This window comes from Rhizobium sp. AAP43 (genome assembly GCF_001296045.1).
In the GTDB taxonomy this organism is placed as follows: domain Bacteria; phylum Pseudomonadota; class Alphaproteobacteria; order Rhizobiales; family Rhizobiaceae; genus Allorhizobium.
In genome coordinates this window covers 428,327-455,142 of sequence record NZ_LJHS01000005.1, presented here as the reverse complement: position 1 = coordinate 455,142, position 26,816 = coordinate 428,327, and the positions used below count along the sequence as shown (strand labels likewise).

General features: G+C 61.1%; 25 protein-coding genes and 1 other RNA gene. 18 read left to right on the top strand and 8 right to left on the bottom strand.

What is annotated here, in order from left to right:
- The first annotated feature begins 14 nt into the window (after positions 1-14).
- The 14 genes from IP76_RS05605 to glmM all read left to right on the top strand — a co-directional run bounded on the left by IP76_RS05605 (position 15) and on the right by glmM (position 14,384).
- Entirely contained in the window at positions 15-908 is an 894-nt protein-coding gene (locus IP76_RS05605; protein ID WP_245281394.1) for a metallophosphoesterase, read from the top strand.
- Positions 905-1,414, top strand: coding sequence for an NUDIX hydrolase (locus IP76_RS05600; protein ID WP_054157181.1), 510 nt, complete (start codon positions 905-907; stop codon positions 1,412-1,414). Before IP76_RS05605 ends, IP76_RS05600 begins: the two co-directional genes overlap by 4 nt.
- On the top strand, positions 1,411-1,977 hold the full coding sequence (locus IP76_RS05595; RefSeq protein WP_054157180.1) for a DinB family protein: 567 nt from the start codon (positions 1,411-1,413) through the stop codon (positions 1,975-1,977). The genes IP76_RS05600 and IP76_RS05595 overlap by 4 nt, the downstream gene beginning before the upstream one ends.
- 54 nt (positions 1,978-2,031) lie before the next feature.
- Positions 2,032-2,493, top strand: a complete 462-nt coding sequence (gene ybgC / locus IP76_RS05590; protein ID WP_054157179.1) for a tol-pal system-associated acyl-CoA thioesterase — start codon at positions 2,032-2,034, stop codon at positions 2,491-2,493.
- Between the two features lie 213 nt (positions 2,494-2,706).
- Complete coding sequence (gene tolQ / locus IP76_RS05585) at positions 2,707-3,423, top strand: protein TolQ (RefSeq protein ID WP_054157178.1); 717 nt, start codon at positions 2,707-2,709, stop codon at positions 3,421-3,423.
- A gap of 24 nt (positions 3,424-3,447) precedes the next feature.
- Complete coding sequence (gene tolR / locus IP76_RS05580; protein WP_054157177.1) at positions 3,448-3,900, top strand: protein TolR; 453 nt, start codon at positions 3,448-3,450, stop codon at positions 3,898-3,900.
- Positions 3,901-3,909: 9 nt separating this feature from the next.
- Positions 3,910-4,986 (top strand): hypothetical protein, encoded by a 1,077-nt coding sequence (locus IP76_RS05575; RefSeq protein ID WP_054157176.1) that lies wholly within the window; start codon positions 3,910-3,912, stop codon positions 4,984-4,986.
- Positions 4,987-5,010: 24 nt separating this feature from the next.
- A complete protein-coding gene (tolB, locus tag IP76_RS05570; RefSeq protein WP_054157175.1) occupies positions 5,011-6,315 on the top strand; it encodes a Tol-Pal system beta propeller repeat protein TolB in 1,305 nt (434 codons plus the stop codon).
- Between the two features lie 167 nt (positions 6,316-6,482).
- Positions 6,483-7,022 carry a peptidoglycan-associated lipoprotein Pal gene (gene pal / locus IP76_RS05565; protein ID WP_054157174.1) on the top strand — a complete coding sequence of 180 codons (540 nt, stop codon included), beginning with the start codon at positions 6,483-6,485 and terminating at the stop codon, positions 7,020-7,022.
- A 158-nt stretch (positions 7,023-7,180) separates the two neighbouring features.
- Positions 7,181-8,161, top strand: a complete 981-nt coding sequence (gene ybgF, locus IP76_RS05560; RefSeq protein ID WP_054157173.1) for a tol-pal system protein YbgF — start codon at positions 7,181-7,183, stop codon at positions 8,159-8,161.
- Positions 8,161-9,492, top strand: a complete 1,332-nt coding sequence (gene tilS, locus IP76_RS05555; protein WP_054157172.1) for a tRNA lysidine(34) synthetase TilS — start codon at positions 8,161-8,163, stop codon at positions 9,490-9,492. The genes ybgF and tilS overlap by 1 nt, the downstream gene beginning before the upstream one ends.
- A 119-nt stretch (positions 9,493-9,611) precedes the next feature.
- On the top strand, positions 9,612-11,546 hold the full coding sequence (gene ftsH / locus IP76_RS05550; RefSeq protein WP_054157171.1) for an ATP-dependent zinc metalloprotease FtsH: 1,935 nt from the start codon (positions 9,612-9,614) through the stop codon (positions 11,544-11,546).
- A 243-nt stretch (positions 11,547-11,789) separates the two neighbouring features.
- Positions 11,790-12,872: a thioesterase domain-containing protein gene (locus tag IP76_RS05545; RefSeq protein ID WP_054157170.1), complete on the top strand. Its 1,083-nt coding sequence runs from the start codon at positions 11,790-11,792 to the stop codon at positions 12,870-12,872.
- Positions 12,873-13,028: 156 nt separating this feature from the next.
- The gene (gene glmM / locus IP76_RS05540; protein ID WP_054157169.1) at positions 13,029-14,384 is read left to right on the top strand and encodes a phosphoglucosamine mutase; all 1,356 of its coding nucleotides are present in this window, start codon (positions 13,029-13,031) and stop codon (positions 14,382-14,384) included.
- Positions 14,385-14,481: 97 nt separating this feature from the next.
- On the opposite strand, the gene IP76_RS05535 is transcribed toward glmM, so the two are convergent.
- Positions 14,482-15,228, bottom strand: a complete 747-nt coding sequence (locus tag IP76_RS05535; RefSeq protein WP_054157168.1) for a YebC/PmpR family DNA-binding transcriptional regulator — start codon at positions 15,226-15,228, stop codon at positions 14,482-14,484.
- 178 nt (positions 15,229-15,406) lie between these two features.
- On the opposite strand from IP76_RS05535, the gene IP76_RS05530 reads away from it, so the two are divergent.
- Positions 15,407-15,910: a pyridoxamine 5'-phosphate oxidase family protein gene (locus IP76_RS05530; RefSeq protein ID WP_054157167.1), complete on the top strand. Its 504-nt coding sequence runs from the start codon at positions 15,407-15,409 to the stop codon at positions 15,908-15,910.
- A gap of 64 nt (positions 15,911-15,974) precedes the next feature.
- Here the strand turns inward: IP76_RS05530 and IP76_RS05525 are convergent, their stop codons facing one another.
- The 3 genes from IP76_RS05525 to IP76_RS05515 all read right to left on the bottom strand — a co-directional run bounded on the left by IP76_RS05525 (position 15,975) and on the right by IP76_RS05515 (position 18,368).
- Positions 15,975-16,817: an MBL fold metallo-hydrolase gene (locus IP76_RS05525; protein ID WP_054157166.1), complete on the bottom strand. Its 843-nt coding sequence runs from the start codon at positions 16,815-16,817 to the stop codon at positions 15,975-15,977.
- A gap of 133 nt (positions 16,818-16,950) precedes the next feature.
- Positions 16,951-17,775, bottom strand: a complete 825-nt coding sequence (locus IP76_RS05520) for a TIGR00282 family metallophosphoesterase (protein WP_054157165.1) — start codon at positions 17,773-17,775, stop codon at positions 16,951-16,953.
- An 11-nt stretch (positions 17,776-17,786) separates the two neighbouring features.
- On the bottom strand, positions 17,787-18,368 hold the full coding sequence (locus tag IP76_RS05515; RefSeq protein ID WP_054157164.1) for a 5-formyltetrahydrofolate cyclo-ligase: 582 nt from the start codon (positions 18,366-18,368) through the stop codon (positions 17,787-17,789).
- A 164-nt stretch (positions 18,369-18,532) separates the two neighbouring features.
- Here IP76_RS05515 and IP76_RS05510 point away from each other — a divergent pair, with 164 nt between their 5' ends.
- Entirely contained in the window at positions 18,533-20,569 is a 2,037-nt protein-coding gene (locus IP76_RS05510; RefSeq protein WP_054157163.1) for a methyl-accepting chemotaxis protein, read from the top strand.
- A gap of 81 nt (positions 20,570-20,650) precedes the next feature.
- Here IP76_RS05510 and ssrS read toward each other — a convergent pair.
- The 3 genes from ssrS to IP76_RS05500 all read right to left on the bottom strand — a co-directional run bounded on the left by ssrS (position 20,651) and on the right by IP76_RS05500 (position 21,604).
- Positions 20,651-20,809, bottom strand: a non-coding RNA gene (gene ssrS, locus IP76_RS22730) — 6S RNA.
- A gap of 56 nt (positions 20,810-20,865) precedes the next feature.
- Positions 20,866-21,249: a cell division protein ZapA gene (locus IP76_RS05505; RefSeq protein ID WP_054157162.1), complete on the bottom strand. Its 384-nt coding sequence runs from the start codon at positions 21,247-21,249 to the stop codon at positions 20,866-20,868.
- An 82-nt stretch (positions 21,250-21,331) separates the two neighbouring features.
- Positions 21,332-21,604, bottom strand: coding sequence for a DUF4164 domain-containing protein (locus tag IP76_RS05500; protein ID WP_054157161.1), 273 nt, complete (start codon positions 21,602-21,604; stop codon positions 21,332-21,334).
- A 341-nt stretch (positions 21,605-21,945) separates the two neighbouring features.
- On the opposite strand from IP76_RS05500, the gene tkt reads away from it, so the two are divergent.
- Both tkt and gap read left to right on the top strand, forming a co-directional pair.
- Entirely contained in the window at positions 21,946-23,928 is a 1,983-nt protein-coding gene (gene tkt, locus IP76_RS05495) for a transketolase (protein ID WP_054157160.1), read from the top strand.
- Positions 23,929-24,004: 76 nt separating this feature from the next.
- Entirely contained in the window at positions 24,005-25,015 is a 1,011-nt protein-coding gene (gene gap, locus IP76_RS05490) for a type I glyceraldehyde-3-phosphate dehydrogenase (RefSeq protein ID WP_054157159.1), read from the top strand.
- Positions 25,016-25,086: 71 nt separating this feature from the next.
- On the opposite strand, the gene IP76_RS05485 is transcribed toward gap, so the two are convergent.
- Positions 25,087-26,628 (bottom strand): hypothetical protein, encoded by a 1,542-nt coding sequence (locus IP76_RS05485; protein WP_156318478.1) that lies wholly within the window; start codon positions 26,626-26,628, stop codon positions 25,087-25,089.
- Between the last annotated feature and the right edge of the window lie 188 nt (positions 26,629-26,816).

Genomic DNA, 26,816 nt, shown 5'->3' with positions numbered 1-26,816 from the left:
TGCTGGGACGACGCATGTTTCTCAAGCTCGCCATTGCCGGTTTATCCGCAGCGATGGCGACAGCGGCCTATCCCTTTGTCGAGGTTTTCGGCAAGCCAAAGGTAACACCCTACCGCCTGACGCCTGCACGCTGGCCAAAGGGCTTGCGACTGAAGATAGCGGTTCTGGCCGATTTCCATGCCTGCGATCCTTGGATGACGCCGGAGCGGATCGGGAGCATCTGCAGCGAGGCCAATGCGCTTGAAGCCGACATCGTGCTGCTGCTCGGCGACTACATGCGCGGGCTGCACCTGATGACGCAGGAGGTCGCGCCGACAGATTGGGCGCAGGCACTATCGATTTTGAAGGCCCCGCTCGGCGTGCACGCGGTGCTTGGCAATCATGACTACTGGGAGGATCCGCGGTTTCAGAAAGAAGGAAACGGCGAGACGATTGCCGAGCAGGCGCTGCGCAGCGTTGGCATCAACATTCTGATCAACACTACCCTTCCCGTCGACAAAGATGGATATCGCTTCTGGCTTGCGGGGCTTGGCGATCAGCTCGCACTCAGACCGGGCTCCCGCTACAAGCGCCCTGAGGCCATCGGCATTCACGACCTCCCTGCCACCCTCGCTTCGATCAACGACGATGCCCCTGTCATCCTGATGGCCCATGAACCCGACATTTTCCCGGAGGTCGACGATCGCGTCAGCCTCACCCTGTCCGGCCACACCCATAACGGCCAGGTCAACATCTTCGGCTGGCGCCCGATTTCCGCGTCGAAGGGGTCGGCGCGTTACCCACGCGGCCACTTCCGCGAAGAGGGCCGTGACCTGATCGTATCGGGCGGCCTCGGATGCTCGGTCCTTCCGGTGCGCGTCGGCACATGGCCGGAAATCTTGGCTATCGAGCTTGGAGACACCGCATGACCTCCCGAACCCTGATCACCATCAAGGATGGCAAGCGCCGGTTCAATCACCGCATTGCGGGCCTGGCCTTTCGGGATGGCCATGTTCTGGTGCATCGCGCAACCCATGAGGCCTTCTGGACATTCCCTGGCGGTCGGGCCGAGATCGGCGAGACCTCGCAGGAGACGCTCCGCCGCGAGATGATGGAAGAACTGCAGGTCGAAGCGAAGATCGAGCGCCTGCTCTGGATCGTCGAGAACTTCTTCGATTACGAGGGCAAGGCCTGGCACGAACTCGGCCTCTACTACCTGATGGAAATTCCGGATCGTTTTCCTTTCCATCCCGCTGACATCGTGCATCATATCCAGGATGGCAAAAACGCGCTCGAGTTCAAATGGGTGCCGGCGACCGGTGAGGCTCTGAAGCGGCTCGATATTCCGCCATACTTCATTGCCGACGAAATCGAGACCCTGCCGCAATCGCCAAAACACATCATCTGGCACGATGGAGATCTTGACCTGAAATGACCGATCCGACCCGGAGTTTCAGAAAGCTGGCCTATAACAACCTGCTCGCCAATGACAGGCTGCATGACGCGGTCGCCAAGCTCTCCGGTGAAGACTTCGAAGCGCCGAGGACAGGCTTCTTCCCGTCGCTCTGCGCAACACTCAATCATATCCTGATCATCGACTGGTTCTATATTGACGCCCTTCTGGGCGGTGATCTGGGACCGAAAGCCTGGGCGAACGAGATCCCGTTCAACACGCAGGGCGAATTGCGGGCAGCACAGGTGAAGTCGGACCGGCGCCTGCTCGACTTCTGTTTGGCCCTCGAAGCCGAAAATCTGAGAGAGCTTGTGCGCATTCACAGGACAGGCCGTGTCCAGATCGAACGCGTGGACGACGTCCTGTCGCATCTCTTCCAGCATCAGACCCATCATCGCGGCCAGGCCCATGCCATGCTGTCCGGCACATCGGTAGCCCCGCCTCAACTCGATGAGTTCATCGTCGCAGATGATGCTGCCAATCGTTTGGACGTGATGCTGCGACTTGGTATCGACGAAACCACCCTCATGATGCTGGACAGGTAAGGGTCGGATCGGTTAGCCCCTCGCCCGCGCGCAAATCCTCGACAGGAGAAATCCATGACAATCCCGAGATTACCCCTCTCCGGCGAGATCATCAACGGCGTGCACCATCTGGTGCAGCGGGTTTACTACGAAGACACCGACTTCTCCGGTGCGGTGTATCATGCGCGCTATCTGCATTTCATGGAACGCGCCCGCACCGATTATCTCCGCTGCCTCGGCGTCGAGCAATCAGCACTCTATGAGACATCGGACGAAGGCCTCGCCTTCATGGTTCATCGCATGGAGATCGATTTCAAGGCCCCTGCCCGCATGGATGACCTCATCACCGTCACGACACGAACCGAAAGGGCCGGCGGCGCGAAGATGATTCTCGCCCAGCAGATCGGGCGCGATGACCGCCTGCTGATTGCTGCGAAAGTGGTCATTGCCGTTGTCAACCGTCATGGCAAACCGAGACGTTTGCCGGAGGGGCTGGCAGAACAGTTCCGCACGGGGATTGAAACTCCCGTTTCGTAACACAGTTTTAACCATAATGGGGTCTTACTCGCGCACTGGAAGTTTGTGCGCTGCACGCCTTCCTTTGACCAAATTTTCATCTCAGAAGGCATTCTGGGGAGCTAAGGCGGAAAAAGGGTTTCGGCGGCGGCTGCCGCGTTCTTCCACCAGTAACAGCTCAGTCACCGCCCGGTTTCACCCACCGGGCGTTTGGATTTCGGGAAAGTGAAGGCGATGGAACAAGTTGGAATGGCAGCAGCCCATGACGTGAGCCTGTGGGGCCTGTTCATGCAGGCTGGCCTGATCGTGAAGTTTGTCATGCTCGGGCTGATTTCGGCCTCTATCTGGACCTGGGCGATCGTCATCGACAAGTATCTGAGCTATGCCCGTGCCCGCCGCCAGTTCGACCAGTTCGAGCAGATCTTCTGGTCCGGCCAGTCCCTCGAAGAACTGTACCGGACCCTTTCCGAGCGCAGCAATACCGGTCTCGCCTCCATGTTCGTCGCTGCGATGCGCGAATGGAAGAAGAGCTTCGAACGCGGCGCCCGCTCGCCGATCGGCCTTCAGATGCGTATCGACCGCGCCATGGATGTGACGCTGGCGCGTGAAACCGAAACACTGGAAGCACGTCTGTCCTCGCTCGCCACCATCGGCTCTGCCGCACCGTTCATCGGCCTTTTCGGTACCGTTGTCGGTATCATGACCTCCTTCCAGGCCATTGCCGGCTCGAACAGCGCCAGCCTCGCAGTTGTTGCACCGGGTATTGCCGAAGCGTTGCTCGCCACCGCCATCGGTCTGGTTGCCGCTATCCCGGCCGTCATCGCCTACAACAAGTTCTCCGGAGAAGCCGGCAAGCTGACCGCCCGCATGGAAGGCTTCGCCGACGAATTCTCTGCCATTCTTTCGCGCCAGATCGACGAGAAGCTGCAGCCGCGCCAGGCGGCGCAGTAACGGCTCGGCGACAGGAGACTTAACATGGGTATGTCAGTCGGATCAGGGGGCAAGGGCGGCGGACGCCGCGGACGCCGCGGCGGTCGAAAGGCCCTCGTCAGCGAAATCAACGTCACGCCTTTCGTCGACGTCGTCCTCGTTCTGCTCATCATCTTCATGGTCGCAGCCCCGATGATGACCGTTGGCGTGCCGATCGACCTGCCGCAGACGCAGGCAGGCGCCCTCAATACAGATACCCAGCCGATCACGGTTTCGGTCAATCCGGCTGGCGAGATCTATCTGCAGGAATCGGCCATCGCCATCGACGAAGTCGTGCCGAAGCTGCAGGCCATCGCCACCACAGGCTATAGCGAACGCATCTTCGTCCGCGCCGACACCGCCGCGACCTATGGCATCGTCATGCAGGTCATGGCACGCATTTCCGCCGCCGGTTACACCAATATCGGCCTTGTCACTTCGCAGGAACAGAAGAACTGATCGGGCGACATGAAGGCGAGTCTCTTCACATCGACTTTTCTGCATGGAGTGGCGCTCGCAGCGACGCTGGTGACACTAGGCTCGCCGGAAAAGCTGGACATGGTGAACATGGAGACGCTTCCGGTCAGCATCGTTCCGATCGAGGAATTCACCCAGATCCAGAAGGGCGACAAGGAAGCCCCGATGGCGGAGAAATCGGCACCGGTTCCGACCGAGAAGCCGCCGATCGCAGAGCCGGCTGAGAACTTCGGCGACAACCAGGTTGATCTGAAATCACCGCCGACGCCAACACAGCGTCCCGTCGAGAAGGAAGTCGCGGCCGCGCCGAAATCCGTCGAAGCCCCTGTGCCGCCGAATGATGCCAAGCCGAACGAAGTGAAGGAAGTGGTGCCGGAAGAGACGGCGCCGCCGCCAACGCCCGAGGCCAAGCCCGCCGAGACACCACCGCCGGAGCCCAAGCCGGAAGAGCCCGTGCCTGTCGAACAGGCCGCTGCGGAAGAAATTCCGCTGCCCGAGAAGGCGCCGGTACCAGCCGCACGCCCCGAGCCGGAACTTGCCAAGCCGGCTGAAAAGAAGCCGGAAAAGAAAGAGACGGCAAAGTCTGACGCCAAGAAGGCTGACAAGAAGCAGGAAACCGCCTCTGCCAAGAAGCAGATGGAGAGCGATTTCAATGCCGACGAAGTTGCAGCCCTCCTGAACAAGACCGATGCCTCCGGCGGCGGCGCGAAACGCTCGACCGATCAGGCCGCACTCGGCGGCGAGACGGACACGGGCGGTTCGACGCTGAGCCAGAGTGAACTCGACGCCCTGCGCGGCGTGATCCAGGAAAACTGGCTGATCACACCCGGCATGGCTGATGCTGAGGATGTGCAGATTCGCGTGTCCTTCCGCCTCGATCAGAATGGCGAGTTGATCGGCGAACCGGAAGCGACAGCCACCGGCGGCTCGCCAACGGCACAACAGGTTCTCATGAGCGGCGCTGTGCGTGCCGTTCGCAAGTCTGCCCCGTTCTCCAATCTGCCACGGGACAAATACGATGCCTGGTCCGAAGTTGTGGTCAACTTCGATCCCAGCGAATTGATGTAAGAGCTGAAAAAAGGCTTGGATAGCATGAAAAAAAATCTACTCGGACTTCTGCTGGTCTGTGCCGGCCTTGCCGGTGCCTTCGTTGCACCAGCCTATGCCGCCGTCGAAATCAACATCAACCGCGGCAATGTCCAGCCGCTCCCGATCGCCGTATCGGACTTCGTCTCCAATGACGGCGTCGGTGCGCAGATCTCGCAGGTCATCGAGGCGAACCTGAAGCGTTCGGGCCTCTTTGCGCCGGTCAACCGTGCGGCATTCATCGAAAAGATCTCCAATCCCGACCAGCCGCCGCGCTTCGAGGACTGGAAGGTCCTCAAGACCGAGGCCCTCGTCGTCGGCCGCATCACCAAGGAAGCCGACGGCCGCCTGCGCGCCGAAGTCCGCCTCTGGGACGTGTTTGGCGGCCAGCAGATGCTCGGACAGCAGTTCTACACGGATCCGAAGAACTGGCGTCGCGTTGCGCACATCATCTCGGATGCGATCTATGAGCGCATCACCGGTGAAAAGGGCTATTTCGACACGCGCATCGTCTTCGTCTCCGAAAGCGGCCCGAAGACAGACCGCAAGCGTCAGCTGGCAATCATGGACCAGGACGGCGAGAACATGCGTCCGCTGACCAACTCCAAGGATCTGGTGCTGACGCCGCGCTTCTCGCCGAACCGTCAGGAAATCACCTACATGTCCTTCGAGGGCGACCAGCCGCGCGTCTACCTTCTGCAGCTGGAAACCGGTTCGCGTGAAGTGGTCGGCAATTTCCCCGGTATGACCTTTGCCCCACGCTTCTCGCCCGATGGTCAACGCGTCATCATGAGCCTGCAGCAGGAAGGCAATGCCAACATCTACACGATGGACCTGCGCTCGCGCACGACCACCCGTCTGACCTCGACCGCCGCCATCGACACCTCGCCCTCTTACTCGCCCGATGGAAGCCAGATCGCCTTTGAAAGCGACCGCGGCGGTCGTCAGCAGCTTTACGTCATGAGTGCAGATGGCTCCGGGCAGCGCCGTATCTCCTTCGGTGACGGCTCCTATTCGACCCCGGTCTGGTCGCCTCGCGGTGATTTGATCGCCTTCACCAAGCAGTCGGGCGGCAAGTTCTCGATCGGCGTGATGAAGACGGACGGCTCGGGCGAGCGCATCCTGACCTCGGGCTTCCACAACGAAGGCCCGACATGGGCGCCAAACGGTCGCGTGCTGATGTTCTTCCGGCAGAATGCCGGCGCCGGCGGGCCGCAGCTCTACTCGATCGACCTGACCGGATACAACGAGCAGGCGATCAAGACCCCCTCCTTCGCGTCAGACCCGGCATGGTCCCCGCTCATGGAGTAGCAAGTTCTAAATGAGGCGCATTTGCGCCTCTTTCTTGCCTTAAACGGGTCTCATTCGACCTGACTTTGCAGTGATTTCACGCTTTGTTAACCATGATTGTTTGGAGCCGCTTAACCGCGATTGGTTATCGTCCGGCAACCCTAACCAAGAATTCAAGGAGACTGGCGATGAGCCGTATCGACACCCCGGCCAAGAGCCGTCTGCAGAAGCTGGCCACCAATCCTGCGATGGTCGCTCTCATGATGACGCTCGCCCTGGCTGGCTGCGCCAACAAGAAGAACCTGCCCAACAGCGCCGGTGAACTAGGCCTCGGCGCCGGCGGCGCAGGTGCCGCGACCCCGGGTTCCGCACAGGACTTCACGGTCAATGTCGGTGACCGCATCTTCTTCGACACCGACTCGACTTCGATCCGCGCGGACGCTGCCCAGACGCTCGACCGTCAGGCTCAGTGGCTAGCTCGTTACCCCAACTACGCGATTACGATCGAAGGCCATGCCGACGAACGCGGCACCCGCGAATACAACCTCGCTCTCGGTGCTCGCCGTGCAGCAGCGACCCGCGATTATCTCGCTCAGCGCGGCGTGCCGGCACAGCGTCTGAAGACGATCTCCTACGGCAAGGAACGCCCGGTCGCCGTCTGCGACGACATCTCGTGCTGGTCGCAGAACCGTCGCGCGGTCACCGTTCTCGGTGGCGCCGGAATGTAAGGCTTCAAGCCTTCGCCAAAATCAAAGGCGTCGCCGCGTGCGGCGCCTTTTTCTTTTCACCTTACTTTGGCCGAACTCGGTTGCTTTTTGCAGCCAATTGGAAAAACTCCTGTCTGCGCCGGTTCGGCGCCCTTGATCGAGAAAACAGGAAAAGGAATATGAAGAAACTTGTGATGGCCGCACTGCTCGCGTCGGCCGCTTTGGCGGGATCGGGCGGGGGAGCATTCGCGTTCCAGCTGTTTCCGGGTCTCTCCGTCGGCGAGCAGAAGGCTGAGCCGAAATCTGCACCACGCGCAGAAGTCCAGATGGCACAGGTCTCCGACCCTTCGATCCGCGTCCAGCAGCTCGAAGAGGAAATCCGCAGCCTCAACGGCCGCATCGAAGAGATGAGCTTCCAGCTGCTGCAGATGCAGGAACAGATCCGCAAGCAGCAGGAAGACAATGAATTCCGCTTCCAGGATCTGGAGAAGAAGAGCGGCTCGCTGACCCGACCGGTGAATCCGGGCAGCGATCAGGATTCGGTCGCCGAAATCATCACCGACACCCCCGACGCCGGCGCATCCGCCGGCGCCGCCACCCCATCGACAGGCGCGCCGGCCGAGCAGACGCTTGGCTCGATCGAGCTCGACGCCAACGGCATGCCGAAGACGGCAATCCTGAATGGCGATGCCGGCAGCAATTCCGCGGCTTTGCCCGGTGTTGATTCGGGGACCACGGTTGCTCCTTCAACCCGCAACACCCAGTCAGCCTCGCTCGGCGCAGAAGACGACGTCTACCAGGTCGCCTATGCCCACGTGCTCTCCGGTGATTACTCGCTGGCCGAAAGCGAATTCCGCGATTTCATCAATGCTTATCCAAGCAGCGCCAAGGTTGCAGACGCAAACTTCTGGCTTGGCGAAGCCCTGTATTCGCAAGGCAATTTCAGTGAAGCCGCCAAGACCTTCCTGAATGCACACCAGACCTACAGTTCCTCGCCCAAGGCACCGGAAATGCTGCTCAAGCTCGGCATGTCGCTGGCCGCTCTCGACAACAATGAAACCGCCTGTGCCACGCTTCGCGAGGTCAGCAAGCGTTACCCCAAAGCCTCCCGTGCCGTTGTTTCCAAGGTCGCGAGCGAGCAGAAGCGGCTCGGCTGCTGATGTCTGCCGCGGCCGCAGAGACGGCCACGACCGGCAGACCATCATCACCCGAGGCCGCCCTTTCGGCCTTCCTTTCGTCTCTGAAGACACCAGCCACTCTGCTGGTCGCCATTTCCGGTGGCAGTGACTCGACCGGGCTCCTGATCCTTCTCAAAAACCTCCTGCGCACGTCACATCGAGACCACCGCCTCGTCGCCGCCACCGTCGACCATCGTCTCCGCCAGGGCTCGACCGAAGAGGCCCGCTGGGTCGCGGATCTCTGCAAACACCTCGACATCCCCCACGACATCCTCGACTGGACCGGTGCCAAGCCGAAAACAGGCATTCCCGCCGCCGCCCGTGACGCACGCTATCGCCTGCTTTCGGACGCCGCCGAGCGCATGGGAGCCGACGCAATCCTCACCGGCCATACCCTGGATGACCAAATCGAGACTGTGCGCATGCGCGCCGAACGCGCTGCAGCATCAGGCCTCGGCCTTGCCGGAATGGCACCGGCCACCCTCTATGGCCGCCGGCACTGGATTCTGAGACCACTTCTCGGAGTCCGCCGCGAAGCCATCCGTGTTGCGCTTCGCCAACAAGCTGCGGCATGGCTGGATGACCCCACGAATGAAGATCCCCGCTATGAGCGCGTGCGCGTCCGGCGCGATGCTCTCCCCTTCGATGAGACCGTCATTGCCAACGCAGCCGCAAGCCGCCGGACACTGTGCTGGGCCACAGCTGACTGGCTGCAGGAGACAGTCGAGAGGCTCGGCGATTATGTCTTTCGTATAGGCCTCCCCTCGCCGCCCGCCGCCGCGATCGCTGACGACCCAGTCCGCCGCCATGCCCTATCGACACTGGCAGCCATCGCCGGCGGACGTTCGCATCGTCCACAGGCCGACAGCATCGATCGGCTGATGACAGCGCTGGATGGGGGACAGGACTTTCGCCTCACACTGGCCGGTGCGCTCTTTGTCAGACGCCGAAACGACCTCTTTTGTCTGCGCGAGAGGCGCGGTCTTTTGCCGCTCCCCCTCCCCGCCGGGACTTCGGTGCTCTGGGACGGCCGGTATCGGCTCGACAATCTGGGCGCGGTCGATCTGCACATCGCAGCCGGCCACGCCCCGATCAATGACCCGAGCCTGCCCGGCACGGTTAAGGCCGCATTGGCCGGCACCCACCCATTTTTCCATGATTTTCAGGGCAATCCGCTGGCCGAACCCGGTCTGGTCCGGTCCAATCTCCACATTGCGCTTCTCGACCACATGCTGCCGGATTTCGATCTGCCGCTTGCTCGGGCGATCGATCGCCTGGTCGGCCGCGACGAGACGCCTTTCTGTCCAATTTAGGAGTTATTGACGGAAAACGTCGGGGGAAGGTCGGTTTGCCTTGGCAACCGGGCGGAGCGCTCCTATGTTATCTGGTAATTCTGCGGGTTCGGCCCGCCTACAGGTGTTCGGGGAGTTCAATGAACCCAAATTTTCGGAATTTCGCGCTCTGGGCAATCATAGCCCTCCTGCTGATCGCATTGTTCAGCATGTTCCAGACGTCGCCGTCTCAGACGAGCTCGCGCGAGATCCCCTATTCGCAGTTCCTCCGGGAAGTGGATTCGGGTCGCGTTCGTGACGCAACAATCACCGGAAACCGCGTCCTTGGAACCTATGTCGAGAATGGCACGGCCTTCCAGACCTATGCGCCCGTGATCGACGACAACCTGCTGAACAAGCTTGAACAGCGGAACGTGATGATTGTCGCCCGGCCGGAAACGGACGGTTCCTCCGGCTTCCTGAGCTATATCGGCACGCTTCTGCCGATGCTGCTGATCCTTGGCGTCTGGCTGTTCTTCATGCGCCAGATGCAGGGCGGCGGTCGTGGTGGCGCCATGGGCTTTGGCAAGTCCAAGGCCAAGCTTTTGACCGAAGCGCATGGCCGCGTGACCTTTGACGACGTTGCCGGCGTTGACGAAGCCAAGCAGGATCTCGAGGAAATCGTCGAATTCCTGCGCGACCCGCAGAAGTTCCAGCGCCTTGGCGGCAAAATCCCGCGCGGCGTTCTGCTCGTTGGCCCTCCGGGCACGGGTAAGACCCTTCTCGCCCGTTCGGTTGCCGGTGAAGCCAATGTGCCATTCTTCACGATCTCCGGTTCGGACTTCGTTGAAATGTTCGTCGGCGTCGGTGCAAGCCGCGTCCGCGACATGTTCGAGCAGGCCAAGAAGAACGCACCTTGCATCATCTTCATCGACGAAATCGACGCCGTCGGTCGCCATCGTGGCGCAGGCCTCGGCGGCGGCAATGACGAGCGCGAACAGACGCTCAACCAGTTGCTCGTCGAGATGGACGGCTTCGAAGCCAATGAAGGCATCATCCTGATCGCGGCGACCAACCGCCCCGACGTTCTCGATCCCGCCCTTCTGCGTCCGGGCCGTTTTGACCGCCAGGTCGTCGTTCCGAACCCCGACATCATCGGCCGCGAGCGCATCCTCAAGGTTCACGCCCGCAACGTGCCGCTGGCACCGAATGTTGATCTGAAGGTTCTCGCCCGCGGGACGCCCGGCTTCTCTGGTGCAGATCTGATGAACCTCGTCAACGAAGCTGCCCTGATGGCCGCACGCCGCAACAAGCGTGTCGTCACCATGGCCGAGTTCGAGGACGCCAAGGACAAGATCATGATGGGCGCGGAACGCCGCTCGTCTGCCATGACCGAAGCCGAAAAGAAGCTGACCGCCTATCACGAAGCCGGCCACGCCATCACCGCTCTGCAGGTGCCGGTTGCTGATCCCTTGCACAAGGCGACGATCATCCCGCGCGGCCGTGCACTTGGCATGGTCATGCAGTTGCCCGAGGGCGACCGCTATTCGATGAGCTACAAGTGGATGGTCTCGCGCCTCGTCATCATGATGGGTGGCCGCGTGGCGGAAGAGCTGACCTTCGGCAAGGAGAACATCACCTCTGGTGCCTCCTCCGACATCGAGCAGGCCACCAAGCTTGCCCGCGCCATGGTCACGCAGTGGGGCTTCTCCGACGTCCTCGGCCAGGTCGCTTACGGCGAAAACCAGCAGGAAGTCTTCCTCGGCCACTCCGTTTCGCAGTCGAAGAACGTTTCGGAATCGACCGCTCAGAAGATCGACACGGAAGTGCGTCGCCTGATCGACGAAGCCTATACCGAAGCCCGCCGTATTTTGACCGACCATCACGACGCCTTTGTTGCGATCGCCGAGGGTCTGCTGGAATACGAAACCCTGTCCGGCGAAGAGATCAAGGCTCTGATCCGCGGCGAAAAGCCGTCCCGCGACAGCGGCGACGACAGCACGCCGAGCCGCGGCTCTGCCGTTCCCTCGACCGGCCGTAAGGACCTGCCGAAGGGTGGCGAGCCGGAAGCGGGCTTTGAGCCTCAGCCGCACTAAGGAACGCCGGTCGCAAAGACCAAACGATTGCAAAGCCCTCCCCTTTCGGGAGGGCTTTGTTGTTTGTGGCGTCAGTGCATGACAGCAGACCACGAAGCGTGATCGACAGCCGGTAACCAAACTTGATCTTTCAACGCGAGAGTGGCCTGCCGTTAACGCATTTTGCCCCCGCTCGTTCTAATATGCCGCACCAGGACAACGGGCGAAGGGCAATTCGTGCAGGCAGGGACGAACGCGGCAAGCATGGAGCGACTGAAGGCGATCTGCGAGCAGATCCTCCGCAAGCCCCTTTCTCCCGATGATAATCTCGTCGATGCGGGCCTCAACGCCAATCGCGCACTCAACATCATGAGGCTGTTCTACCTGCAGACAGGCGTCGAACTCGACGTCAACGCGTTTCTCGATTACCCAAACCTCACACGCCTCGGGCAAATGCTTGGCTGCGGCAAGACAGGTCCGGATGGCAAGCTAATCCTTCTCCGTGAAGGCAAGGGCGAAAGCCCACCGCTCTTCGTCTACGCCGGTGGCGTCAGCGTCTTCTTGGAGCTTGACGACCTCACCCGCACAATCGAACAGCCAGGCCCCATCTACGGGGTCTCGATCTCCTGGACGGACCGCCCTTTCGATAACCCGGCGACGGTGGCAGACGAGGTGCAACACGCGCTTGATGCGATCCGGCATCATCAGCCCGAAGGGCCCGTGCATCTTCTCGGTTATTCCTTTGGAGGAGTACTGGCGCTTGAAATTGCGCGGGCGCTGACCGCTGAAGGCAGGACTGTCGCGTTTTGCGGATTGATCGATACGCCGCAAAACGATCATGTCTGGCCTCTGCATCGCTGGACGGGCTTCATCCTGGCGCGTCTCGCCGCAAAATTGCAAAGGGTTGCAAAGGGCGTTCTGGCAGGCATGCCGGCCCGGCGCGAAGCTCAGGCAATCCTGACGCCCGGCGATCTGCAACGGTTGAGCGCGCCCAAGCGCGGTCACCAACTGGCATTTCGCTTTCTCAACCCTAAACAGCCGGACTATCCGTATCGAGCACCGCAATGGCTCGGCGGCAACACACCGGGCTATACCGCCCGCGCCTGCGAACTCCTGCGGATGAAGGGTTTATACCGCCCCCGCAGATATGATGGCCCGGTCACCTTCTTCTTCTCAATGCAAGGTTCGCCCGTCGACTGCGACGCGCGCACCCTCTGGCGCCCCTATATGCCCCAAGCGGAATGGGTGGCGATCCGGGGCAATCACCTGAGCATGATCATCGGACGAAACGCCCGTACACTGGCCGCCGAAATCTCAAGCCGGCTCGCATCCGCTCACGACATGTAATCAAGTTTGACGCTAATTTACGTGATCAGCGCCGCATTTCGTGGCATGGGAGCGAAAAGTGCGGATGAAGAGCGACCAGCGAGGCAGCCGATTCGGGTTGCCAAGCCCTACCCGCGAGACAGGTTCGCCGCGAAACGGCATTGATACGGAGTTGACATGACACGTCGGTATTTTGGCACAGACGGCATTCGCGGATTGTCCAACCGCTTCCCGATGACGCCGGATCTTGCCATGCGCGTCGGCATCGCCGCCGGCACCCTTTTCCGCCGCGGGGGCCATCGCCACCGGGTGGTGATCGGCAAGGACACGCGCCTCTCCGGCTATATGCTCGAAAACGCCATGGTCGCGGGCTTTACAGCCGCTGGCCTCGATGCCTTCGTTCTGGGCCCGATCCCGACACCGGCCGTCGCCATGCTGACCCGGTCGCTTCGCTGCGACATCGGCGTGATGATCTCGGCGTCCCACAACCCCTTCGCCGATAACGGCATCAAGCTCTTCGGCCCTGACGGCTACAAGCTCTCCGACGAACTGGAGCTCCAGATCGAGGATATGCTAGAAAAGGATATCTACGGCCAGCTCGCAGCGCCCAACGACATCGGCCGGGCCAAGCGTATTGACGGCGTGCAGGACCGCTATGTCGAGTTCGCCAAGCGCACCCTGCCCCGCGACGTCACACTCAAGGGTCTGCGCGTCGCCATCGATTGCGCCAACGGCGCGGCCTACAAGGTGGCGCCGCTCGCCCTTTGGGAACTCGGCGCCGAGGTCATTACCATCGGCAACGAGCCGAACGGCACCAATATCAATCTCGAATGCGGCTCCACCCACCCGGACGCGCTGCAGAAAAAGGTGCATGAAGTACGCGCTGACATTGGCATCGCCCTCGACGGCGACGCCGACCGCGTCATCATCGTCGACGAAAATGGCAAGGTGATCGATGGCGACCAGTTGATGGCGCTGATTGCCGAGACCTGGGCGCAGGACCAGATGCTGCGCGGCGGCGGCATCGTCGCGACCGTCATGTCCAATCTCGGTCTTGAGCGGTTCCTCACCGGCAAGGGCCTGACGCTGGCCCGCACCAAGGTCGGCGACCGCTATGTCGTCGAGCACATGCGCCACAACGACTTCAACATTGGCGGCGAACAGTCCGGCCATATCGTGCTGTCCGACCACGGCACGACCGGCGACGGCCTCGTTGCTGCCCTGCAGATCCTCGCGGCTGTGAAGCGAACCGGAAAGACGGTCAGCGAATTGTGCAACCGGTTTGAACCCGTGCCGCAGCTTCTGCGCAATGTCCGCTTCTCCGGCGGCAAGCCGCTCGAAGACGCGACCGTGAAGCAGGCGATTGCCGATGCCGAGAGTGAGCTCGCCAATTCCGGCCGCCTCGTCATTCGCCCCTCCGGCACCGAGCCGCTGATCCGCGTCATGGCGGAAGGCGACGACCGCGAACAGGTCGAGCGCATCGTCAATGAACTCGTCGACGTCATCGGCAGCGTCCGCAGCGTCGCCGCCTGACAAGCCCGAAATCCACCGCCGCATCCATGAGGCGAAATGCAAGAAGCCCGGCCGCTCAACGCAGCCGGGCTTCTTGTTTCAGGCAAGATTGATGAAATCAGGCGGAGAGTTTCGCCATGACTTCGTCAGAGACTTCGAAGTTCGAATAGACGTTCTGCACATCGTCATCGTCTTCCAGCGTGTCGATGAGCTTCATCAGCGACTGCGCCTTGTCTTCGTCGACCGGCACCGTGTTCTGCGGCTTCCAGATCGCCTTGACCGACTCCGCGCCACCCAGCACCGCTTCCAGCGCCTTGGACACGTCGTTCATGTCCTCAAACGCGCAATAGATGGTGTGGCCGTCTTCATCCGAAACCACGTCCTCGGCACCGGCTTCGATCGCGGCTTCCATGACGGAATCGGCACTGCCGACAGAGGCCTTGTAGGTGATCTCTCCGACGTGATCGAAGGAGAAGGATACCGATCCCGTTTCGCCAAGAGCGCCGCCAGCCTTGGAGAAGGTCGAGCGGACAACCGAAGCCGTACGATTGCGGTTGTCGGTCAGCGTCTCGACGATCACGGCAACGCCGCCCGGACCATAGCCCTCGTAACGGATCGCGTCATAGCTCTCTGCATCGGCGCCAGAGGCCTTCTTGATGGCGCGGTCGATATTGTCCTTCGGCATCGACTGCGCCTTGGCGTTCTGGACGGCGAGGCGCAGAGCAGCGTTCATGGATGGATCGGGCAAGCCAGACTTGGCCGCAACCGTGATTTCGCGCGCGAGCTTGGAGAACATCTTCGAACGGATGCCGTCCTGCTTGCCCTTGCGGTGCATGATGTTTTTGAACTGTGAATGGCCAGCCATGGCACCCCTGATCAGGTCTTATGTTGGAATTGGCGCCTTATACGGGCGAAAGCAGCCCTGTTCAAGACCAAGCTAACCTCGCGCGCCCCATGTGCAACCGAACGGCGCGTGATCGAGGGGCCGGAACAAGTCCCGGCAAAACTCGTTGCCTCTCCGACTGACGTGAAGGAGATAAAACATGGCCAGCTTCAGCGACGCTCGCGAAAACCCTGCAGAACAGCTCTGGGACGAAATCGACCACATCCATGCCGGCATGCTCGGCTTGATGGGAACTGACATGCATATGCAGCCGATGGCCCCGAATGCCGATCGGAAGCGCAACATGATCTGGTTCTACACCAAGACCGATAGCCACCTTGTGCAATCCCTCAAGCCGGGGAGCCGCGCCCATTTCTGCGTCGTCGGCAAGAACCACGATTACCACGCCTGCCTGTCCGGCACGCTCACCGAGATCAAGGATCCGGCCAAGATCGACGAATACTGGAACTCGGTCGTTGCCGCATGGTATGAGGGCGGCAAGTCAGACCCGACACTTACCATGATCGCACTCTCGCTCGATGATGGTGAGATCTGGGCCTCGACCGGAAGCACGCTCAAGTTCGGATGGGAAATCGCCAAGGCCAATCTCGATCCGGAAAAGACCCCCGATGTGGGCATCCATCGCCAGCTGCGGTTCGCCTGAGACCTGTACCTCAGCCATGCCTGACAGAAGAGCGTCCCATAGTCTTCCACGACAGGGGCGCTCTTTAGTTTCCGGCCAGCACCAGGATCATCGGCTTCTTCGGCAAGGTCCGCATGGATACCGTGAAGCCGCTGTTCTGAGACACCTGTTTGTCGTAGCGGTCATCGAACATGCCAAGGAAGCTGTCGATGATTGCTCCGCGCCGATGCATCGGCAGCACCAGCGATGAGCGCAGCCGCTCGATCGTCCGGCTCATGCTCTCGGCCCCCATAGTGAGCCCACCATCCACGGGCACCATCACGATATCAAGGCGGCCGATCTCACCGTAATGAGCGTCCGTCAATTCGTGATGCAAATGTCCGAGATGCCCGATGCACAGCCCCGCCACTTCGAAGATGAAGATGGAATTGCCATTCGGCTCGAAGGCACCGCCCCAACTGCGGATGTCCGTCGCGACATTGCGAACATAGGCATCACCGACAACCAGCGCATGTTTGGCCGGTTCACCCGGCTGCGCCTCATTCCACCCCTGCAGCACGTTCGTGATCGCGGGATCGGGGTTCATCGTATAGTGGCTGGAATGCGCCTTGTTCATCGTCACGACATCAGGCGTGCGAGACGTTCGCAGCCATCCGTTGAAATCTGTGGCGATGGAGATGCCGCCCGGTGTATCGATCTGGAAGGTTGAATGACCGACGAAGGTGATGACCACGTCTTCCTGCAATTGCACGGGCGTGGCGAAAACGGGGCTGCCTGAGGGCGGCGGCGTGAAATTGGCATACTGGACCGACGGTAGGCGTTCCGCGATCAATTGACACTGGCTGAGCTGAGGCCGCGCCTCCTGCGCCCCGACGCCACCCGCCGCCATCAGCAAACTCAAGCCACTCAGCACCAGTCTCAGCATCATGCCGCTCCCGAACCGTCTGTGTCGATGGCATGGAGCATGAGCCAGCCGGACGAAGGCGTAAACCGCCCGCAGCACGCGCGGCCGTCACTTTGGCGTTATTGAGAAACGGTCTTCTGCCGGATGAAGCGGCCAATCAGGCCCAGAAATCCGGAATGGTTTCAGCCAGCCGAGGCCCAATGCGAAGCGGCGCAATCTTTTCGGCAAGACCGGTGCTGTCGGAGATTTCGACACCCACGCCGCAAATGGTTGCAGGCCCGCTTGCCGCTTCGAAACGTCCCTTCGGCATCTTGGAGATGAACCGGTTGAGTGGTTCTTCCTTTTCCATGCCGAGCGAGGAGTCGTAATCGCCGCACATGCCGGCATCCGACATATAGGCCGTGCCGCCGTTCAGGATCTGGTGGTCGGCCGTCGGCACATGCGTATGCGTGCCAACAACGAAGCTGGCACGGCCATCGACGAAATGGCCAAAACACTGCTTCTCGCTGGTCGCTTCTGCGTGGAAGTCGAAGACGATCACGTCGGCCTGCTCCTTCAGCGGGGCGGCCGCAAGAATGCTCTCCGCCGACTTGAAGGGGTCGTCGAGTTCGGGATGCATGAACACCCGGCCCATGATGTTGGCAACGAGCACGCGCGCGCCGTTGCGCGCATAAAAAAGGCCGGAACCCTTGCCGGGCGTGCCGGCCGGATAGTTCGCCGGCCGCAGGAACTGGTCGTGGCGCGTGCAGAAGCTGACCGCTTCCTTCTGGTCCCAGACGTGATTGCCGGTCGTCACCACATCAGCGCCGGCATTGATCGTTTCGAGATAGATGTCCTCGGTAATGCCGAACCCGCCGGCGGCATTTTCCCCGTTGACGATGACGAAATCCAGCTTGAGGTCGGAGATCAAGCCTGGCAGTCGCTCCCAGACAGCCGTCCGTCCGGTCTTGCCCACCATGTCACCGAGAAAAAGCAGTCGCATCGTTCGTCCAATCACACCTTGAATGTTCTGAGGCCGCTTTCCGTCAGCACGGCCTCAAGCCGGACGTCATGCGCTTCCGCCGGCACTTCTGCCACCTCCTGACAGTCGAATGCAATGCCGATCAGCCGCGGATGCCGGCCTTTTTCCCTCAAACGGGCGATTGCACGGTCATAATGCCCCGCGCCATAGCCGATCCGATGCCCCGAAGCATCGAATGCCGAAAGCGGAACGAAGAGCAGATCCGGATCAAGGACAGCTGCCTCGGCACCCGGGCCCCGGGTTCCGAACCCGGTATCAACCAGTTCCGCACCGGCCACAAGTTCGCGGAAGACAATGGTTTCCTTATCCATCACCACTGGCAGGCAGAGGCGCGCACCCCGCGCCTGCAGACGCGCCATCAGCGGGCGAATGTCGGCTTCAGAGCGGATCGGGAAAAAACCCGAGACGACAAGACCCGGTTCAAGCCGGATAGCATCCCCGGCGCGTTCCGCCATGCCAAGGCTCAACTCGAGCCGTGATGTCGCGTCAATTGCGTCACGCAGGGCCAACCGTTCCTTGCGGATGGCAGCCTTCAAAACACGTTTTTCGTTCATTCCTCTCTCCGCAAACCCCATAACCCCCATATCTAGGGAGGCCAAAACACCAAAATATCAGAAAATGCCGTTTATCAAGTTTGGCCGGCAGCCTCTTGAAAACCAACGATTAACAGCACCCCTCTAAACTAAGGGAGAATTCATCCTCATGAGGACCACGTCATATGACACTATTCTCCCGTTTCGGCATCACCAAGACGATCGCCGTCACGACCGTGATGATCCTGGTCGCATCGCTCGGCGCCGTCTCCTGGGTCATCTCCGGTCATATTCAGCAGCGCATCAAGGAAGATGCAATCGCCAACCAGGACACCAGCCTGCGTGTGGCAGCCACCATCATCAGCCGTGACCTGCCCGGCGCCCAGATCACCTGGGGCAGCGACGGCAATGTCACGCGCATCGTGATGGACAGCATTCCCGCCGAGTTCACCGATCACACGATGATCGACACCATCGGTCGCATGACGGGTCAGACGGCGACGATCTTTGCCTGGGACGCTGCCAGCAAGGACTTCTGGCGCCGGACCACGAACATCATCAAGCCGGACGGCAAGCGCGCTGTCGGCACGGCGCTTGGCCAGACCGGCGCGGTCTATCCGTTTGCCACCAAGGGCGAGACCTATCGCGGCGAAGCCGTGATCCTCGATGTTCCCTATTACACCATCTATCAGCCGATCTTCTCGCCGAAGGGCGACGTCCTCGGCATTCTTTACGCCGGTGTCCGTTCTGCAGACATCAACAGCATTGCGACCCAGATGACGAATGCCATCGCCATCACGGCGCTGATTGTCCTGATTTTCGCTGCTGTCCTCATCTCGCTCTTCGTCCGCCAGATCGTCGGCGCTCTCCCGCGTCTGACGGCGGTCGCCAATCGCCTGGCCGGTGGCCAACTCGATACGGTTGTCCCGGACACGAACCTGAAGAACGAAATTGGTGATCTCGCCCGCTCGATCGACGTATTCCGCGAAAGTGCGATCCAGAAGATCGAAATCGAGCGTCGCGCCGCCGAAGCGACAGCCCATGGCGAACAGGAGCGGATCGAGCGCGAGCGCGCCAAGGCCGAAGATGCACGCCTGCTGCAGGAAGCCGTTGAAGCGCTGGCCAGCGGCCTGCACAAACTGAGCGATGGCGACCTCACGGTTCGCATCAACCAGACCTTTACCGGCAATCTCGACAAGCTGCGTCTCGACTTCAACAACTCGGTCGAAAAACTGTCGACCACCCTCTCCGATATCCGCACGGAGACAATGGGCATCGAGGCGAGTTCTTCGGAAATGCGCTCGGCCAATGACGACCTGTCCAAGCGCACCGAGCAGCAGGCCGCCTCGCTGGAAGAGACCTCAGCAGCACTCGAAGAGATCACCTCGACCGTCCGTGGCTCGTCCACCAAGGCTGATCAGGCCGCACAGATCGCCGCGCTGGCCCGCAAGAGCACCGAAAGCTCGAGCAAGGTCGTGTCCGACGCGATCGAAGCCATGAGCCGGATCGAGCAGGCTTCGAGCGAAATCTCGAAGATCATCAACGTCATCGACGAAATCGCCTTCCAGACCAACCTGCTGGCGCTGAACGCCGGCGTTGAGGCCGCACGCGCTGGTGAAGCCGGCAAGGGCTTTGCAGTCGTTGCCCAGGAAGTTCGCGAACTGGCACAACGTTCGGCGAATGCCGCAAAGGACATCAAGACGCTGATCACCAAGTCCGGTGAGGCCGTTGCCGGCGGCGTTTCGCTCGTCCAGCAGACGGGCTCGGCACTCAGCGAGATCTCCGGTCAGGTGGCCTCGATCAACGAGCACATCTCGGCCATCGCATCGGCTGCCCGCGAGCAGTCAACCGCGCTGCACGAGATCAACGGCTCGGTGAACCACATGGACCAGTTCACCCAGAAGAACGCCGCCATGGTGGAAGAAGCGACGGCCGTCACGCATCGTCTCGCCGAAAGCGCCCGCAACCTTTCCGGTCTCGTCACCCAGTTCCGTATGCAGGACGCCGGTTTCCGCCAGATGCCGGCAGCGCAGGCTCCGGCCCGTGCGCCGGCACCGGTCAGCCAGCCGGTTCGCGCCACGTCTGCGCCACGCGCCGCAGAAAGTGCAGCCCGCCCGGTGAACTCCCCTGCCCGAAAGATGGTCGGTACGCTCGCCAAGGCCTTCGGTGGCGGTGGTTCGGCGGCAGCCGCCAGCAGCCCGGACAACTGGGAAGAATTCTGAGCCTCGCTGAGGTCGCAAAACGAAAAGCCGTCGCGAGCGATCGCGGCGGCTTTTTCGTTGAATGCGGATGAAGAGGTAAAAGTGCGATCCACGGCAACCGATGGAGATTTACGATCCTGGGTGCCTACAAACGTAGGTGGGCGCCATATGTCCAAGCCCACGGGCCTGGTCAGGGACAGCTCCCTTTGGATCGAGTATGGCCCCAGGGATTGTGGTTCCTGTCGAGAGGCGCAGACCGCTTGAGAGATATAGGCGCTTCGCCTGCGTCGCGCCAGACCCGCGTGACAATTCCTTGATCAGTTTTCCTGAGCGGTCGCGACAGGACGCTGGGTGAGCTTGCGGGTGATGCCGTTCAATCTGTCCGCAAGTTCGGCGACCGCACGCGCCACCTGCTGGTCACGCTGCACAGCACCTGTCAACACGGTATCTCGACCGTCGCGGAAAGCGGCAAGCTCGGCCTCCGCCGCTGCCAACCGCCGATTGACCTCGGACAATTCGTCCATGACCATGATGCCGGACATCACCGTCAGCCTGAGGTCACCGATTTCGCCGAATTGCCCCTTCAAATGGCTGACATAACGATCGAACTGTCCGGCAAGTGTCGTGAGGTGCTCTTCCTGCCCCTCTTCACAGGCCATGCGATAGGCCTTGCCGTCTATCGTGACTGTTACCTGGGCCATCGGCAATCCAACTCTTCAATCAAAAGCGGCACCGTGGCACCGCCCCTCCAACACTGACTGCCGCACATATGGCAGTCGCGGATCACCGGTCCAACACGGCCCGGATCGTTTCCATGGCCGTCACGAGACGGCGCGAAACCTCGCGATTGACTTCTTCCAGCCGGTTCGCCCGGAACTGGGACTCATCCAGCTCATGCGCCAGCTGCGAGCGATCCGCATGCACCCGGCGCACTTCACCCTCGACTTCGCGGCCCTCGCGCTCGGCTTCGAAACGCATGTCCACGGCATTCTCTAGCCCGGCCACCGCCTGACGAAGCGCGTTCAGCGCGGCATCGACCGGATTGTCCGTCGGCATTGTCTCGCCCCAGTCCCGTTATTCTTGTTGCGCCAGACGAATCGTTGTCGCCCCAGGCGTCGATCTTGCCGGGACAGTAAGCCCCGTGATTGCCGTGCGTCAATAAACCGCCCGTCTGCGATACCAGCCAATTCTGTGGAATATTTGGGTGGATCATCTGATCGGTGAAAGAAATCTCGCCATGCACAGAGAAGAGGCAGGTCATGCTTTTTGCGCCTCACAAATGCCCACACGCTGGGGCTTTTGTTGACTTGCGCGATGCACCTGATAAGGATCAGCCCCGTTCAGACGGCCTGCCATGACAGGCCGTGTCTCGCAGCCCCGGAACAAGCGGAAAAGCCATGATTTCTCCCGAAAAACATCAGCGGATGGCAAATGCGATCCGTTTCCTTGCCATGGATGCAGTGGAAAAGGCCAATTCTGGTCACCCCGGCATGCCAATGGGCTGCGCCGATGTCGCGACTGTCCTCTTCACCCGCTATCTGAGCTTCGACCCGAAGAACCCGCTCTGGCCTGACCGCGATCGTTTCGTGCTGTCGGCCGGCCATGGTTCGATGCTGATCTATTCGCTCCTCTATCTCACAGGATATGAGGACATGACGATCGACGACATCAAGGCCTTCCGCCAGCTGGGCGCCAAGACCGCCGGCCACCCGGAATATGGTCACGCCTCCGGCATCGAGACGACCACCGGTCCGCTCGGCCAGGGCATTGCGACCGCCGTCGGCATGGCCCTCGCCGAAAAGAAGCTCGGCAATGAATTCGGTTCCGAGCTGCAGAACCATTACACCTATGTGCTTGCCGGTGACGGTTGCCTCATGGAAGGCATCAGCCAGGAAGCGATCACGCTTGCCGGCCACCTTAAGCTCAACAAGCTGATCGTCTTCTGGGATGACAACGGCATTTCGATCGACGGTGCCGTCTCGCTCGCCGACTCGACCGACCAGCATGCCCGCTTCCGTTCGGCCGGCTGGAACACCATTGCCATCGATGGTCACGATCCGGAGGCCATTGCCGCTGCCATCGAGACCGCCAAGGCCTCCGACAAGCCGACAATGATCGCGGCCAAGACCGTGATCGGCTTCGGTTCGCCGAACAAGGCCGGCACTCACAAGGTTCACGGCTCGCCGCTCGGCGCCGATGAGATCGCCGCCACCCGCAAGGCGCTTGGCTGGGCCGACGAAGCCTTCTCGATCCCGGCCGACGTGCTCGACGCCTGGCGCCTGTCTGGTCTGCGCTCCACCAAGATCCGCAAGGACTGGGAAGCGCGCCTCGCTGCCGCCGATGCCGACAAGCGCACGGAATTCAACCGCCGCTTCGCCGGTGATCTGCCGGGCACCCTGTCCGGTGCCATCGACGCCTACAAGAAGAAGCTGGCCGAAACCAAGCCGAACATCGCCACCCGCAAGGCCTCCGAGGATGCGCTGGAAGTGATCAACGGCGTTGTTGCCGAAACGCTCGGCGGTTCTGCCGACCTGACCGGCTCGAACAACACCAAGACGAGCCAGACCAAGTCGATCACCCCGACCGACTTCTCCGGCCGCTACCTCCATTACGGGATCCGCGAGCACGGCATGGCAGCCGCCATGAACGGCATCGCGCTGCATGGCGGTCTGATCCCGTATTCCGGCGGCTTCCTGATCTTCTCGGACTATTGCCGTCCGTCGATCCGTCTGGCGGCCCTGATGGGCATCCGCGTCATCCACGTCCTGACCCATGATTCCATCGGTCTTGGCGAAGACGGCCCGACCCACCAGCCGGTCGAGCACATGGCAGCGCTGCGTGCCATCCCGAACCTGATGATGTTCCGACCGGCAGATGCGACGGAAACCGTCGAGTGCTGGCAGGTTGCGCTCGAACATAAGGATCGCCCGTCCGGCATCGCCCTGACCCGCCAGAACCTGATCCCGGCCCGCACGGAATACGAAGAAAGCAACCTCTGCGCCAAGGGCGCCTATGAGCTGATCTCGGCCAGCGACGCCAAGGTCTCGATCTTCGCCTCAGGCTCCGAAGTGGAAATCGCGATCAAGGCCCAGCAGCAGCTGGAAGCCAAGGGCATTTCCGCCCGCGTCGTTTCCGTGCCCTGCTTCGAGCTCTTCTTCGAGCAGGATGCCGCCTATCAGGAAGCGATTATCGGCAAAGCACCGGTCAAGATCGCCGTTGAAGCCGGCATCCGCATGGGGTGGGACGCGATCATCGGTTCCACCGGCACATTCATCGGTATGAAGTCCTTCGGTGCTTCTGGCCCGGCCAAGGAACTTTACAAGCATTTCGGCATCACCTCGGACGCCGTCGTTGCGGCGGCCGAAGCAAAGCTTGCCTGACACCATCCCGCCAGGGCGTCCCCCGGGGCGCCCTGACTTGCCTCTTAAGCCATCTATTCAATTCGGGAGTGTATTCATGACTGTGAAAGTTGCCATCAACGGCTTTGGCCGTATCGGACGTAACGTTCTGCGCGCCATCGTCGAATCCGGCCGCACCGACATCGAAGTCGTCGCGATCAACGATCTCGGCCCGGTCGAAACCAATGCGCATCTGCTGCGCTACGATTCCATCCACGGCAAGTTCCCGGCCACGGTCAAGGTCGAAGGCGACACGATCATCATCGACGGCGGCAAGCCGATCAAGGTCACCGCGATCAAGGATCCGGCAACGCTGCCGCACGCAGAACTCGGCGTCGACATCGCCATGGAATGCACCGGCATCTTCACCTCGCGTGACAAGGCCGCGCTTCACCTCCAGGCTGGCGCAAAGCGCGTCATCGTCTCCGCTCCGGCTGACGGCGCCGACCTGACGGTCGTCTTCGGCGTCAACCACGACCAGCTGACCAAGGACCACCTGGTCATCTCCAACGCCTCCTGCACGACGAACTGCCTGGTTCCTGTCGTCAAGACGCTGGATGACGCCGTAGGCATCGACCACGGCTTCATGACCACGATCCACTCCTACACCGGTGACCAGCCGACGCTCGACACCATGCACAAGGATCTGTACCGCGCCCGCGCTGCAGCCCTGTCCATGATCCCGACCTCGACCGGCGCTGCCAAGGCCGTTGGCCTGGTCCTGCCGCACCTCAAGGGCAAGCTGGACGGCACCTCGATCCGCGTGCCGACCCCGAACGTCTCGGTCGTCGACTTCAAGTTCGTCGCCAAGCGGAACACCACGGTTCAGGAAATCAACGACGCCATCATCGCCGCCTCGAACGGCGCGCTGAAGGGCATCCTCGGCTACACTGACGAGCCGCTGGTCAGCCGTGACTTCAACCACGACAGCCACTCCTCGATCTTCGCGCTCGACCAGACCAAGGTGCTCGAAGGCAACTTCGTCCGCATCCTGACCTGGTACGACAACGAGTGGGGTTTCTCCAACCGCATGTCGGACACGGCAGTGGCGCTCGCCAAGCTGATCTGATCCGTCGCTTCACGCGAGATGCGAAAAGCCGCCCTTCCGGGCGGCTTTTCTGTTTCTACCGACGACCAAGCTTACTGGCAGGCGACTGCATTACCGCCGCCGATCCAGGTCAGCGCCGTGCGATGTGCGCAGCAGGCCGGGCAATTTGTCCGCGGCAGCTGGGTGCCGTCCCCAAGCATGCACTGCCCGATGACACCGTTGGGGATCTGGGCGCATCCGCCGCCAACCGCTGACGTCATCTGGAAGTCGACGCCGATCTCCGTCGACAAGGCATCATTGATGCTTTCCACGAGAACGCCAAGGATCTGCGGATTGCCGACCGGTGAGGTACTGACTGCGGTAAAAGTGCCGTCATCGTTGAAGGTCACGTCATTCGACCATCCGCCCTCACCCTCGACGCCAAAGAACGGAAAGAAGCCGGCGGCAAATTCGTGCTGCACATTTTCGCGATCTTCCTGGGCGACGGAATAGCTCGAGGTCATGGTGATCGTCACGCCATCGACGACGATCAGCCCCTGCACCACGCGCTGCATGTTGCCGTCACCGCCAAAGGTCTGGTCCCAGGTCGGTGCACCATGCTTCCAAACGATGTTGTTGTTGTTCTCCTGCGCCGTCTTCAGCGCTGCGCCATTGTACCAGGGTGAATAGTTCACCAGGTCCGGATTGGTCGACGCCGAGGTGGCGTAGGGTCCGCCAAGCACGGTCGCGACCTTCTGGAAGGTCGCATTGATCTGCACCTTTTCATTGGTCAGGCTGGAGGTGAATTGCGACCAGCTGGATTCGGCTTCACCGCCGAAAATATCCCACACGCCCTCTGCCGCCACCTTGGCCCAGGACTGGCTGACGTCAGACGACGTGGTGGTGCTGTCCAGCGAAGCCGAACGCGCCCGCCCCTGGTTAACCTGGTTCTGGACGTCGCCTATCGATGCCGTATAGGCAAATTGGCCGTTGGCCGCCACCCACTGGGTAATCGCCGTCGAGATGATGTCCGTCTGCTGCAGAAGCGTACGTCCGGCATTCAGTGTATTGGTATCCAGGCCATTCATCAGCCCCCAGGTGAGATATTGCGTCACCCGCACCTGGACGAAATCCGGATAGCCGTTCTTGTCCTTGGGAAGCGGGTTTGGCAGATTCTTCGGATCCGAGGCATAGGTCTCCCAGGCGACATACTTGTCCGCAAGCAGCTTCTGCAGATCGTTGCTGACCTGCGGCACGAGATTGTTGATCACCGCTCCATAGGTCTGCGCGAAGCTGTTGACCCGGCTCGGCTCGTAAAAATTGCTGACGCTTTGCGGCGGCATCGCATCGAAGAAGGCCCAAACGGAATCCGAGGTCGTGCCGAAGGCGGTATTCGCCTGCATCAGCTGGAACTTGCTGCTGTCGAGGTTCAGCCCGTTGACAACGGCATTGTACCATTGCGCCGTAAGCTTCGACATGGCCTGTTCGGAGGCGGATTGCGCCATGGCTTGCCCGCTCCATGCGGCAAAACCAAGCGCCAGTGTCGCGAGTGCCATCCGCCCGAGACCACGGCGGACCCGCCCTGGCACTTTCGCCGCCGCAGCCTGGCCATCAGTGCGAGTACGTTCAGGAATATGAAGATGATTCAATGACATGTGTCCTCCTTCGCGATCTCTTGGGAGATCGACGTCCAACGGTTGTCCGAGTGTGGAAGTCTTTGAGCCATGCGCCGGAACTGCTCCGACACGATCATGTTTCCACAACCAAGACGACACTTCAACGTGCAGAAATTCGATTTCGAGTAGCAAGCCCCTTTAGTCGGGCAAAGGGTAAACGTGGAGCG